General features: G+C 60.1%; 11 protein-coding genes. 8 read left to right on the top strand and 3 right to left on the bottom strand.

Annotated features, from left to right (window positions below; genetic code table 11):
- Positions 1-180: 180 nt before the first annotated feature.
- From cysK to AC1DX3_RS18045, 5 genes are all read left to right on the top strand, one after another.
- The gene (cysK, locus tag AC1DX3_RS18065; protein WP_476990722.1) at positions 181-1173 is read left to right on the top strand and encodes a cysteine synthase A; all 993 of its coding nucleotides are present in this window, start codon (positions 181-183) and stop codon (positions 1171-1173) included.
- Between the two features lie 187 nt (positions 1174-1360).
- A complete protein-coding gene (locus tag AC1DX3_RS18060) occupies positions 1361-2695 on the top strand; it encodes a DUF2336 domain-containing protein (protein ID WP_476990721.1) in 1335 nt (444 codons plus the stop codon).
- Between the two features lie 202 nt (positions 2696-2897).
- Positions 2898-3329, top strand: coding sequence for a Ros/MucR family transcriptional regulator (locus AC1DX3_RS18055; protein ID WP_476990720.1), 432 nt, complete (start codon positions 2898-2900; stop codon positions 3327-3329).
- Positions 3330-3716: 387 nt separating this feature from the next.
- Positions 3717-4223 (top strand): motility/cell cycle regulatory protein MopJ, encoded by a 507-nt coding sequence (gene mopJ, locus AC1DX3_RS18050; RefSeq protein ID WP_476990719.1) that lies wholly within the window; start codon positions 3717-3719, stop codon positions 4221-4223.
- Positions 4224-4406: 183 nt separating this feature from the next.
- Positions 4407-6908, top strand: a complete 2502-nt coding sequence (locus tag AC1DX3_RS18045; RefSeq protein ID WP_476990718.1) for a glycoside hydrolase family 9 protein — start codon at positions 4407-4409, stop codon at positions 6906-6908.
- 6 nt (positions 6909-6914) lie between these two features.
- Here AC1DX3_RS18045 and AC1DX3_RS18040 read toward each other — a convergent pair whose 3' ends face one another.
- Both AC1DX3_RS18040 and AC1DX3_RS18035 read right to left on the bottom strand, forming a co-directional pair.
- The gene (locus tag AC1DX3_RS18040; RefSeq protein ID WP_476990717.1) at positions 6915-7328 is read right to left on the bottom strand and encodes a SufE family protein; all 414 of its coding nucleotides are present in this window, start codon (positions 7326-7328) and stop codon (positions 6915-6917) included.
- An 18-nt stretch (positions 7329-7346) separates the two neighbouring features.
- Entirely contained in the window at positions 7347-8174 is an 828-nt protein-coding gene (locus tag AC1DX3_RS18035; RefSeq protein WP_476990716.1) for a sensor histidine kinase, read from the bottom strand.
- A 273-nt stretch (positions 8175-8447) separates the two neighbouring features.
- Here AC1DX3_RS18035 and AC1DX3_RS18030 point away from each other — a divergent pair, with 273 nt between their 5' ends.
- Complete coding sequence (locus tag AC1DX3_RS18030) at positions 8448-10232, top strand: sensor histidine kinase (protein ID WP_476990715.1); 1785 nt, start codon at positions 8448-8450, stop codon at positions 10230-10232.
- 83 nt (positions 10233-10315) lie between these two features.
- On the opposite strand, the gene AC1DX3_RS18025 is transcribed toward AC1DX3_RS18030, so the two are convergent.
- Positions 10316-11275 carry a hypothetical protein gene (locus AC1DX3_RS18025; protein ID WP_476990714.1) on the bottom strand — a complete coding sequence of 320 codons (960 nt, stop codon included), beginning with the start codon at positions 11273-11275 and terminating at the stop codon, positions 10316-10318.
- An 83-nt stretch (positions 11276-11358) separates the two neighbouring features.
- Here AC1DX3_RS18025 and AC1DX3_RS18020 point away from each other — a divergent pair, with 83 nt between their 5' ends.
- Both AC1DX3_RS18020 and AC1DX3_RS18015 read left to right on the top strand, forming a co-directional pair.
- Positions 11359-11688 (top strand): DUF1491 family protein, encoded by a 330-nt coding sequence (locus tag AC1DX3_RS18020; RefSeq protein WP_476990713.1) that lies wholly within the window; start codon positions 11359-11361, stop codon positions 11686-11688.
- Between the two features lie 120 nt (positions 11689-11808).
- On the top strand, positions 11809-13296 hold the full coding sequence (locus AC1DX3_RS18015; protein ID WP_476990712.1) for a catalase: 1488 nt from the start codon (positions 11809-11811) through the stop codon (positions 13294-13296).
- Positions 13297-13436 lie beyond the last annotated feature (140 nt).

The raw sequence follows: 13436 nt of genomic DNA, 5'->3' as shown, positions 1-13436 counted from the left end.
CTCGGTTTAGTTTCACTCACAGGAAATGTGAGGTGATTTGGCTTATCAGGAAAGCCAAGACGTAATAATATGTTTTAACATGACCTTAATAAGGGATTTATAAGAGCGCACGTGCGCAGCAAAATCCCTTCGCGTCCCGCGTAACTCCCACACTTCAAACGACATTTACGGAAAATCCCCATGCCTTCAGCAGACAGCCCCAAAGCCGGCCAAATCCCTCGTTTCGCCCGCGCGGGCCGCGGCAAGATTTTTGATTCGATTCTCGACACCATGGGCGACACCCCGCTGATTCGCTTGCCACGCCTGTCCGAGGCGCTCGGTTCCAAGGCGACCGTCCTGGCCAAGCTCGAATTCTTCAATCCGATGGCGTCGGTCAAGGACCGTATCGGCATTTCTATGATCGAATGGCTGGAAGAAAAAGGCAAGCTGAAGCCCGGCGGCACCATCATCGAAGCGACCAGCGGCAATACCGGCATTGCGCTCGCCTTCGTTGGCGCGGCCAAGGGCTACAAGGTCGTGCTGGTCATGCCGGAATCGATGTCGATCGAGCGCCGCAAGATGCTGTTGCTGCTGGGCGCCAAGCTGGAGCTGACGCCGGCCGAAAAGGGCATGCGCGGCGCCGTCAACCGCGCCGAGGAATTGCTGGCCGAAACACCCGACGCCGTCATTCCGCATCAGTTCGACAACGAGGCCAATCCCTATATCCATCGCATTTCGACGGCCCAGGAAATCTGGAACGATACCGAAGGCGCCGTTGACGTCGTCGTCTCAGGCGTCGGCACGGGCGGCACGATCAGCGGGGTCGGCGAAGCCTTGAAAGCCAAGAAGCCCGGCGTGAAGATGATCGCCATCGAGCCGGAAGCCTCGCCGATCCTGTCGGGCGGCGAGCCCGGTCCGCACAAGATCCAGGGTATCGGCGCCGGCTTCGTGCCGTCCATCCTCGATCGCAGCGTCATCGACGGCGTCGAAACCGTCTCCAACGACGCGGCCTTCGCCATGGCACGTAAATCGGCGCAACTGGAAGGCCTGCCTGTCGGCATTTCTTCGGGCGCTGCGCTCGAAGTCGCCTTCCGCCTGGCCAGCCGCGACGAATATGCCGGCAAGACCATCGTGGCGATTATTCCGAGCTTCGCTGAGAGGTACCTCAGCACAGCCCTCTTCGACGGCCTCTAGGCGGCGATCCTAGGTCGCCTAATACGCAGTCTGCGCTTGCAGGTATGAAGTATACCTGCGGCGCTTGCCGGCTATTATTCGACTCAAGGCTCTTGCCTAGAGGTCTGTATTAAAGGCGGAGGGCCCGTAAATCCCAGGCTTAACCGGTCTATACAAAAGATTAACGGATCGAGTCCAAGATGGCGATATGTTGAGCAACGCCTTGTCTTCGTCGATCGAAAACGATTTCTCCGTGGATGCGGAGGCCGTGCCGGCTTCTGAACCTGCCGTCGGGTCGGCGCAGGCGATCGAATCGGCCAGTCCTCTGGACGCTTTGGCGGAGGACCTGACCGAGTTGCCGCCGGAGCCGAAATTCCAGGCCCGCCACGTCCTGATGCGGCGCCTGGCCGACGTCGTCTGTCTGCCGGAAAGCCGGATCAACGCCTTTGAGCGCGCTGTTACCGCCGACCTGCTGGTCGAAATGCTGCGCGAAGCTGCCACCGCCGACCGCGCCAGGGTGTCGCGCCGCCTCAGCGTTCTGGCCGAAGTCCCCAATTCACTGATTCGCCTGCTGATCATCGACGACATCAATGTCGCCGGGCCGATGATCGAGGATTGCGAAGCGCTCAACGATTCCGATCTGTTCTTCTGCGCCCGTCACGGCAAGTTCCAGCACCGCCTTCTGCTGGCAGGACGCAAGAACCTTCCGGCCATCATCGGGGAAACCCTAATCAACAGCGGAAGCCAGCAGGTTGTCGAAGCCCTGCTGCGCAATGCCAAATCGTCCCTGTCGCAAACCGCCATCGAAACCGTCGTGGCGATGAGTCAGAACGAGCCCGGCCTGGTGCCGTTGATCATGAAGCGCCCCGAACTGCGGCCGTCCTCGGCCTATGTCCTGTTCTGGTGGGCGGAATCGGACATTCGACGCCAGATTCTGACGCGCTTCGGCGTCAATCGCGAAATCCTCCAGGATATGGCGTCCGACGTTTTCGCCCTGGCCGCGCTGGAAAAGTGGCAAGACCCGATGTCACGCAAGGCGTTGCAGTTCATCGAACGGCGTCAGCGCAACCGTGAAGCCTTGAAGAAAAGCCCCTATAAATCATTGGAAGCCGCCATTGCCGACGCCGCCCAGGCCGGCATGACGCGGAAAATGGCCGAGGAAATCGCCTATCTTTCCGGTATCAAGCCGTCGACCGGCGCTAAATTGCTGCGTGACCGCGGCGGCGAGGGGCTGGCCGTGTTGTGCAAGGCGACGGGCTTGAGCAAACGCGCCCTACGCGCCTTGTGGAAGGCGCTGCGCCGGCCGATGCGCGGTCCGGACGGCTTCACCCACCCGCATCTCGCCGAAGTCATCCTGACCTACGACATCCTGGCCGTCGATCGGGCGCAAACCGTCCTGCGTTACTGGAACTGGTCGCTGTCGTCGGCCCTGACCCATGTCATGCTGCGCGCCCTCAGCAGCGGCGAAGAAATTGAGCTCGACGGGCTGAGTGTTCCGCAGCGCGCCGCCATGCTGGCCTTCGCCCAGGACCTGAAATCCTGACCTGAAATTCTGATCGGGTCGATATCAACAACGTCTAATTGTCCTTAGCCAAGACTTTGGCCTTTTTCTCGCCACCTCTGTAGCGGCCAAAGCAAGTAAATGCCGTGGTTCATCTGTCGAGGCGTTAATTTTTTTTCCTTTAGGCTTGAATATTCCCCGACCTTGGCTTAGGTAAAGCGCATTGTTCAGACGGGATAGTATAATGGAAACCAAGACTGATACCTTAGACATGACGGCGGATATCGTTTCTGCCTTTGTCGGTAATAATTCTGTGCCGGCCAGTGAATTGCCTTCGCTAATCCAGAGCGTCTACGCTGCGCTCAACTCGATTTCGACCGGCGAAGAAACCAAGGTCGAAGCCCCCAAGGAACCTGCCGTCTCGGTCAAGAAGTCGATTTCGAATGACTTTATTGTCTGCCTCGAAGATGGTCGCAAGTTCAAGTCGCTGAAGCGTCACCTGCGCACCAAGTACGGCATGAGCCCGGAAGACTATCGCGCCAAGTGGAACCTGCCGAAGGATTACCCGATGGTCGCCCCGAACTATGCCAAGGCGCGTTCGGACCTCGCCAAGCAGATGGGCCTGGGTCAAGGCGGTCGTCAAGTGCCGCGCAAAACGACCCGCGCCAAGGCGTAAGCTATTACGCTCACTGAGTTCGAAAAGCCCCGGTCTCGCGACCGGGGCTTTTTTCTTGTCTGTTGTCTTAAGCTCAAACGGCGCATGGGCAGCGCCGGAGCGCGCCCGCCCTTGCCAAACACATTGCGTTTGGTGGCACGCTACCCGGCAAAAAATTCCTGTGGCCAATTTGACTCGTCAAGTTAGCGTTAACCCTTTTTCGCTTGCCAAGGATTCACCAGTTAAGAGAAGGTGAATTCAGGTGATTCGCGGGCACGGACGCCAATATTGCAGATTTTATTTAAGTGTTCGCGACTTGTTCTCGTTTTTTTGGTAACATGCAAGCCGCCCTCCGCTGGATAACCAGTTTAGACGCGTTTTGCAAAAGGGGCTGGTGCACTTTTACTTATGGCTGGTTTAGCTTCCGAAATGTTGGCGGCCCTGCGCTCGCATGAGGATATCTTTCGTTACTGGAAGAGTTTGCGCCGGCGCGGGAAATTGCCATCCCGCCAGGATCTCGACCCTGCCGCCATCAAGCGCCGCCTGCCCACGATCAGTCTGATCGACGTTCTCAAGCCTCACCCCGACAACGATGCCGAATCCTTCCGTCAGCGCCTGGCCGGGACGGAACTGTTTACCGCCTATGGCGAGGAAATTACCGGCAAGACGCTCAACACCATCTATACGGCTTCGGAAGCGCAATACTGGGCTGAACATCTGACCTTCGTCGTCGAAAACGCCAAGCCCAATGTCGGTCTTCACTCGATGGCGTGGCGCGGGGCGCAGGGCTTGAGCTTGTTCTGGCTGCGTCTGCCCCTGGCGTCGGATGGCGTCAATGTCGATATGATTCTCGGCCACGATGCCCTTATCGGCAAGATCGACCTGCTGCAGTCAGGCATCCGCTCCGCGTCCTGAATTCCAGGCAAGTCACCCAACACCTGAACCTCACATCGCGACCCATGCGATCTTGCAAGTCCGGCCGCCGCCGACGCGGCGAGCTCTACGGCGGCCGAGTAGAAAAAGTTAGCGCTAACATTTCTCTGGTCTGACCTATCCGCCGGTGTTATGCCTGTAAAAAAATGTCAGGGAGATATCGTCATGCCTATCCGTAGCCTGATCGGCGCTTGCGTCAGCCTGCTGGCGCTTACGGCGGGCATCGCCGCCGCCGAACCCCTGCATATCAACGACAAGGGCTATTATACGGGCAGGGGTGTCAATGTCCTGGTCTTCAGCAATTGGTATGACGGCCTGTTCAGTGACTCCAAGATCAGTGGTGTAGAGCTGATCCATCATGGTATCCGCACCGCCACCAATGGTGATGTACGCATGAGCCCGACTCCTGGCCAATGGGACCTGATTGGTCTGATGACGGATCGCAAGGTCGACGCCGCCAACGGCGTCATCGAAACGACGCTCAAATACGCCGACTATGACTTCAGCTACAAGATCCGCACCGAGGCCCACGGCGACGGCGTCACGGTCAGCGTCATTCTCGACACGCCGGTGCCTGACGCCTTGGCCGGTCGCGCCGGTTTCAATCTCGAATTCGTACCGTCGGCCTATGCTCACAAGAGTTATCTCGTCGACGGCACGGCGGGCAGTTTCCCGCTCTATCCCTCGGGGCCTATGGCGACCGAGAGCGACACCCGATTCGCCCCCCAAACCGGACCCGAAACCACAGCCTTGCCATTGGCCACCGGCAAGAGCTTCGTCCTAGCGCCTGAGGACGACATGCAGCGCGTCACGATCACCTCGACCGATGGGGACATCAGTCTGTTCGACGGCCGGAACCAGGCACAAAACGGCTGGTACGTCCTGCGCACTGTCCTGCCAGCCGGCAAGACCGGAACCGTCATGCAGTGGCAGGTCACTGCCAGCTCGATACCGAACTGGGTGCGCACGCCCAATATCGCGCATTCGCAGCTAGGTTACGTCCCGGCGCAAAACAAGGTGGCGGTCATCGAGCTAGATACCAACGACACCCCGGCTGCAACGGCCCGATTGCTCGAAGTTGCTGCTGACGGCACGACTCGCGATGCTTTCGACGCTGTCGTCAAGCCGTGGGGCCAATATCTGCGTTACAATTACCTGACCTTCGATTTCAGTTCGGTGGTCAAGCCGGGCCTCTACGAGATCGAATATAACGGTCAACGCACGGCCACCTTCCGCATCGCCGGCGACATCTATGCCAACGCCTGGCATGCCACCAACGACGTCTATTTTCCGGTCGCCATGGACCATATGTACGTCAAGGAAGGCTACCGCGTCTGGCACGGCGACAGCCACCGTGACGACGCCTTGCAGGCCCCACCCAATAACGAACATCTCGACCTTTATGGTTCCAACAGTGGGACCGATACGCAATTCAAGGCCCTGGAACATATTCCGGGCCTCAATGTCGGCGGCTGGTTCGACGCCGGCGACTTCGACATCCGCACCCAAAGCCAGTATGCCGTCGTCCAGCAGTTGGCCGATAGTTGGGACAAGTATCATCTCGACCGCGACGAAACCGCGATCGACGAAATCCACCGCTCGGTCGCCATGCATGTCCCGGACGGCAAGCCCGACGTCCTGCAACAGATCGAGCACGGTACGATCCAGTTGGTGGCGCAATTTCGCGCCGTCGGCCACGCCATCAACGGAATTGTCGAGCCCGACCTGACACAATATCCGCACCTTGGCGATGCCGTCACCAAGACCGACGGCATGATCTATGATCCTGCGCTCAAATGGGATGAGACAAAAGACGGCCGCAGCGGTTTGAAAGACGATCGTTGGGCGTTCACCAATAAATCCTCGGCCCTCAACTATGGTTCGATCGCCGGCCTGGCCGCCGCGGCGCGGACCTTGCGCGGCTATAACGACCGCCTGGCCGACGAGTCTCTGAGCATCGCCCAAAAGGTCTGGGCTGAAGAGCACAGCCACGCGCCCGACCTGTTCCGCCATGGCAATGTCACCGGGGGCGACCTGACGACCGAGGAATTGTCGGCGGCCGTGGAACTGTTGATCACCACGAAGGACCCTGTCTACGCCGCTCGCATCGACGCCCTGTGGCCCCAGGTGTTACAGAAATTCGCGCCCAATGCGCAATGGATCGCTCGCGCCATCCCCTACATGCCGAAATCTTTCAAGGCCAAGGTACGCCCGGCGGTGGTCGCCTATAAGGCCGAAGCTGACAGGATGGCGACAGCCAATCCATTCGGTGTGCCGATAACCGAAGGAGGGTGGGCCGGCGACGGCACGATCATGACCTATGCCCTGACCGCGGCGGCCCTGAACAAGGTATTTCCGGATGTGATCGGCACGGACGCCGTCTATCGCGGGCTCGACTACATTTACGGTACGCATCCGGGCTCAAACCTGTCCTTCGTTTCCGGAGTCGGCACTCAGTCGAAAGAGGTGGCTTACGGCAACAACCGGGCCGATTTTACCTTTATCGCCGGCGGCGTGGTGCCGGGCGTATTGATCATCAAACCCGACTATCCCGAAAACCGCGAGGACTACCCCTTCTTCTGGGGCGAAAACGAATATGTCATCCCCGAAGGCTCGATCTATATTCAACTGGTCAATGCGGCGAACGCGCTCAGCCAGGCAAAGTAGGGCGGATCAGGCCGTTGCCTTCTTTAGCCGTTCAACCATCGACATCAGGCCGTTGGTGCGCTGCGACGACAGGGCTTCATTGAGACCCAGCTGGTTCAGCGTGTCGCGGATCGAGAAGTCCTGGATATCGGCATAGGATAGATCGTTGAGCAGGCGGATCAGGATGGCGATCAGGCCCTTGACGATAAAGGCGTCGGAATCTCCGCGAAAGCGCAATATGCCTTCCGCCGCCGGATCGATCACCAGCCACACCTGCGACGCGCAGCCCAAAACCTTGGTGGCGTCCGTCTTTTCTTCGGCCTTCAGTGGCGCCAAATCCTTGCCGAGATCGATGATATAGCGATAACGGTCTTCCCAGTCGTCGAACAGTTCGAACTCTTCGAGAAGATCATTGAGGCGGGCTTGGAAGGGCGCTGACATGCGGGGCTTATAAGCCCACTAACCCGCCCCGTTCAAGCGCAGAATAGCCTTCAGCGCCTCGCCCTTGCGGCTGGCGACGGCGAAATTCCCACCCATGGCCTGACAGTTGAGCTTGACGATGGCCCAGCCGAGGCCGGCGCCTTCACGCGTGCGGCTGTGGGCGGTTGCGCCCTGTTCGAATGGCCGCATCAGGCGGTCGATATCGGCCGGATCCGGGGCGTCGCCGCGGTTGAAGACGCTGATATCGACCATATCGTGGTTGAAGTCCCGCCGGCGGCGGGCGTCGAGCTCGATCGTGTCGCCGGTAGCCGTGAAGTCGATGGCGTTGTGCAGCAACTGATCGAGGCACGAGGCCAGACCGCGCGGATCGAAGATGGCTGACAACTCGTCATCGATCAGCCGGATATTGATCAGGACGCCGCGGGCAGCGGCGACATTGCGCACCTTAGCGACGGCGTATTCCAGTTGCGGCAGGACGGGCTCGAGCGTCGGCTTCAGGTCGCCGCCACCCTCCAGCCGGACAATTTCGAGAAAGTTGTTAAACAGGGCCAGCAGCTTGGTGCCGCTGTCGCGGATAATGCCGGCATATTCGACATATTGCGGCGAGCCGAGCGGACCGTAGAGTTGCTGGCTGAGAATTTCCGAAAAGCCGATAATGCTGTTGAGCGGGGTCCTGAGTTCGTGGCTGACCATGCGCAGGAAGGCGCGCTTGGCCAGGTCCTTGTCGCTGCTTTGCAGGGCTTCCAGTTTCCAGTTCGGCGTTTCCGCCGGATTGACGGGCGCACCGTCCGGCGGGCTGGTGGGCTGGCTGGTAAGCGGGCCGGATTGAGGCTGGGCGAGGGACATGGCACACACTGGAGACGGCTCGGAATCGTCACTGTACCGCTTGGAGATTAAGCTTCGGTTACGTATCCGAAGCGGGTGAATCATGGCAGGGTAGCGGCGGGATAGCGGAGCTCTGCCATGGCGACCAGTTCGCTTGTGGCGCGAGACGTTTCGTAATTCCGGTGGGACAGACTAAAATCATTGGATTCTGAGGCACGGGACTTGCTTGTCGTCGTGTTTCCGGTCCTGTGTGATCCCAATCAGGCCAATGTGTAACAAGGATTCTGTGACAGCGTGCCGCTGAAAGCCTATTTCCAGGATGCCAACCCCGCCGGCGAACAGCCGAGCCGGGGCCTGAAGCTGAGCGTGCTGGTCTGGCACCTGGCTTGGGCAGCCTTTACACTGGCCGGCTTGCTGGGGCTGTTGTTTTTGCCGATTTCGCTGCTGCCCGGTGCCGCCCTGGTCGCCATGACCGTACCGGGGGCCAGCGCCATCGTGCTGCTCAGCCGCGACGACGCGGTCGCGCGCCAGGGCATGGTGTGGCTGTGGAGTTTCTGCGTCCTGATCGCCGTCTCCCTGACCGGCGGGATTGCCGGGCCTGGGTCATTCTGGATCATCATGCCGTTGGTCGCGGGCATTGTACTGAATCAACGCGTGCTGATTACATTGGGGGCGACCCTGTCCTTTGTCGTCTGCCTGCTGGCCATCGTCATCAGCGTTTGGCAGAATGTGCGCGTTCCCGATGAGCAGGAAGGCTTCTGGCTGTCGGTTATTTCCGGCTTCTCGGTCGTGGTCGGGCTGGGTGTCGCCCTGCTGCCGGTCCTGCGGGCGCGGACGGCGCGCGCCGACGATGCCGAGGAGGCCCGGGCGCGGCTGCTAAAAATGCTGACCGAGCAGCCGCAATTGATCCTGTGCTTCGACGATACCGGCAAGGTCGTCTCCGCCTATGGCGAGGCGCCGACCGGCCTCGATCTCAAACAGATGATGGCCCTGGGGCTGGTGGCCGCGGCCCATGTCCCGGATCGCCCGGCGCTCAAGGCGGCGCTTGAAACGGCGGTGGCGCAGGGCCGGGCGAATGTCGGCTTTACGCCGCACACGGCCATGGACCAATATGTCCTGCTCAGCCTGCGCCGCGGCGCCGACAACCGGCTTTACGGCGTGCTCGGTGACGGATCGTTGCAGCATGCCCGCGAAACGGCGCTGGAGGCGGCGCGTGCCGAGGCCGAATCGCTGAACCAGGGCAAGACGCAGTTCCTTGCCAATATGAGCCACGAATTGCGCACGCCGCTGAACGCCGTGATCGGTTTTTCCGACATCATGCGCCAGCGTCTGTTTGGTGAGCTTTCGCCCAAGTATACCGAGTATGCCCAACTGATCTGGGAGTCGGGGCAGCACGTTCTCGACATGATCAATGACGTGCTCGACATGTCGAAAATCGAGGCGCAGAAATACGAACTGACCCTGGAAAGCTTCGATATCCGCGAGCCCGTATCGGCGGCCCTGCGGCTGATCCGCGCCGGCGCTCATGAAAAGGCTATCGAAATCGTCAGTCAGATGCCGGCCCAAGCCGTGACGGTGACGGCCGACAAACGCGCCATCAAGCAGATTTGCCTCAACCTGCTGGCCAATGCCGTCAAGTTCACCCCGAGGGGCGGCGACGTCATGCTGACCCTCGAACAAACGGGAGATGAGGTCGAGATCACCATTACCGATACCGGCATTGGCATCGCGCCCGACGATCTCAGCCGCATCGGCCAGCCTTACGAGCAGTCGGGCACGCCCGAGCAGAAGGCCATGGGCACGGGACTGGGCCTGTCCTTGGTCAAGGCCATGGCGCACCTGCACGGCGGCCGCATGAGCTTGAGCAGCCGGCTGGGCGAGGGCACGACGGTGCGCGTGACCTTGCCCCTGGGGCGGTCGTCACTGCCCGAAGCCGCCAATGACGTGGTGCCGGCGGAAGGTGGGGCATCGTTGGAAGCCCAGGCGCGGGCGGCGATCAATCCGCTCGAGGACTATACCTATACGCCGGAAACCATGAGCAGCTTCGGCGATTTCGTCATCCGCCCGCCGAAGAGTTAGGTCACGGACTTCCAAGTCTTAAAGACTTGGCAAGGGCAAGTGCCCGCCGCCGCCGAGGCGGCGAGCCTAGCGGCGTTTGAGCGTTAAGAATATGGCGATGGGAGGGCCACATAGCTCAGGCCCGTAATGAAATCGCCGACTTCGAATCGGGCATAGCGCGTGCCGTCCTGGAAGTCGAACGCCACCACGATATCCTCACGCGGGTCGAGCACGGCAATGGCGCGGTAGGACGCCGTCGGGAAATCGAAGCGAAACGCATCCTCCGGTCCCTGGGCACCGACATAGTCGCCGGTCAGGCTAAAGCCGGCGCCATTGGTCTTGACCGTGGGCCGTAACTCGGCCTGCTGTTCGCTGCTCGCGCGGGCAATGAAGCTCAAACTGTTGTCGAAGCCCAGCGGCAAGGTGTCACTTAAGGCATAGGCGGCGGGATTGATCAGGCCGCTGCCCATGACGTGCGGATCGCGGACCAGCAGGCGGGCGCTGTAGGGTTTTTCGCCGTTGGCAAAATGGGCCATGACGGCGAAATGGTTGCCGCTGAGGGTGCCGTAAAGGCCAAGCGCCATGTTGGCGGAGGGCGTATCCTGATATTGCACCAGACGCCACTGTGACTTGGTGGCAAACGAACGGTCGGCCGTCCAGCCGGCGCGGCCGGCGGTGAGGTCGAGACGCGGCATGGCGCGGTAGGTGCCGACGGCGCTGTTGGCGGTGGCGATCTCCGCGGACAATTGCGGCGAGGCGCAGTCGGTACGGTCGGCGACGGCGCGGACGCGGTCGAGATAGGGCCCGAGCACGCTCATGTCCTTGCCGTTGCGGATGGCGGTGTTGCGCGCTTGCAGAAAGCCGGCCTTGAGGGCCAGCGAGGTCGTGGCGTCGAGCAAGTGACAGCGCGCATCGACCTGCATCAAGTAATAGCGTTTGAGGACAGTCGCGGTTAGGCCATCGACTTCTTCGGCGGCAGACAGGCTGCTCAAACCGACCAGGGCCGCCACGGCGACGAATGCGGCCTTAAACGGCGCGTATCGGCGGACGGGGGAGAAGATCATGGTTTTTCGCTTTTGCCGGAGATGTCTTTCAGGCACTGTACGCCATAGCGCTTTAGATGGCGTTGCCAGTCAGGGTTAACCAATTGATACTATCGGCGGACATCTGGGTCGGCGCGCTGCTGCGCCGGGTCGAGCAGGCGGGCAGTTTCGCCTATATCGCGCGGCGCGGCGAACGCAATTTCGGCTCGGTCCTGATCAAGGTTGTCAATATGCGAACGCGCGAAGCCTATGTGCTGCGGGAGGCGCAAAAGGGCGAGGAAACCGTGTGGATGCGGCCTAACGATACCGTGATCGAAAGCGACCTCGACGCCTGGATCGCGCGCCAGGTCAAGTACGACAGCGATCTGTGGGTGGTCGAGATCGAGGACCGAGAAGGCCGCCACTTCCTGACTGAAAAGGTTGAGGTTTCGTGAACTATGTCATCAGGGATTGGTCGAGTTGCGATAAATTAAATTTATACTAAAAACAATTATAATCGATTTTAGTTATTTTGTCGGACGTGTGACAGTGACGGGGCACCCAAGGAGCCCACCATGTCCGAAGCCAAATGCCCTTTCCACCATACCACGACCGCCGGCGCGCCGATCGCCGATAACCAGAACAGCCTGACCGCCGGTCCGCGCGGCCCGGTCCTGTTGCAGGACTATCAGCTGATCGAAAAGCTGGCCCACCAGAACCGCGAGCGCATCCCCGAACGCGTTGTCCACGCCAAGGGTTGGGGCGCCCACGGTACCTTCACCGTCACCCACGATATTACGCCCTATACTCGCGCCAAGATCTTCGCCGAGGTCGGCAAGACGACGCCTTTGATCACGCGCTTCTCGACGGTTGCCGGTGAGTTAGGCGCCGCCGACGCCGAACGCGACGTGCGCGGTTTCAGCGTTAAATTCTATACCGAGGAAGGCAATTGGGACCTGGTCGGCAACAATACGCCGGTCTTCTTCATCCGCGATCCGTACAAGTTCCCCGACTTCATCCATACGCAGAAACGCCACCCGAAGACGCATCTGCGCTCGGCGACTGCCATGTGGGATTACTGGTCGCTAAGCCCCGAGGCCCTGCACCAAGTCACCATCCTGATGTCCGACCGCGGCATTCCGGTGTCGCCGATGCATATGAACGGCTACGGTTCGCACACCTACAGCTTCATCAATGCGGACAATGAACGTTTCTGGGTCAAGTTTCACTTCAAGACGCGTCAGGGCAAGGTCAACTATACCAACACAGAGGCCGCCGACGTCATCGGCCAAAGCCGCGAAACCTATCAGGAGGCCCTGTTCGGCGCCATCGAAGCCGGCCAGTATCCGAAGTGGGACCTGTTCGTGCAGATCATGCCGGAACTGGAAGCCGATACCACGCCCTATAACCCGTTCGACCTGACCAAGGTATGGCCGCACGGCGATTATCCCTTGATCCCGGTCGGGGTTATGGAGCTGAACCGCAATCCCGATAACTATTTCAATGAGATCGAGCAGGCTGCCTATTCGCCGTCCAATATCGTGCCGGGCATCGGCTTCTCGCCCGACAAGGTTTTGCAGGCCCGTATCTTCTCCTATGCCGACGCCCACCGCTATCGTTTGGGGACGCATTATGAGGCCCTGCCGGTCAATGCGCCGAAGTGCCCGGTCAACCATTACCACGCCGATGGCAGCATGCGCTTCTTCGACAACTTCAAGAATCCCGACGCCTATTACGAACCCAACAGCTTCGGCGGGCCGGCCCAGGCGCCGGACTATCGCGAACCGCCGCTGAAGATATCCGGTGATGCCGACCGCTACGATCACCGCGAGGGCAATGACGACTACACCCAGGCCGGCAATTTGTTCCGCCTCTTCGATGCGGGCGAACGGCAAAGGACGTGCGAAAGCATTGCCGGGTCGATGAAGGGTGTGCCGGCCTTCATTATCGAACGCGCCCTGGTCCATTTCGACCGCATCGATCCAGCCTATGGCGCCGGTATCCGTAAGGCGCTCGGCCATGGTGGCGACGCCGAGGTGCAGGCAACGCGCGATCTGGATTAAGTCTTTTTCGACCTGCGTACATTGCGTGCGCAGGTCGAAAACATGCCTTCGACGCGGTTAACCTTCTTCCTCAACGGGATCGCAAAACCTTTGCAGTAGTGTGGCTGTCTCAGTCATGTAGCGCGAGGCGTATTTTGTAT

The sequence above is a fragment of the Asticcacaulis sp. P2_B1 genome (assembly GCF_056404915.1).
This window is presented reverse-complemented; position numbering and strand designations above follow the sequence as displayed.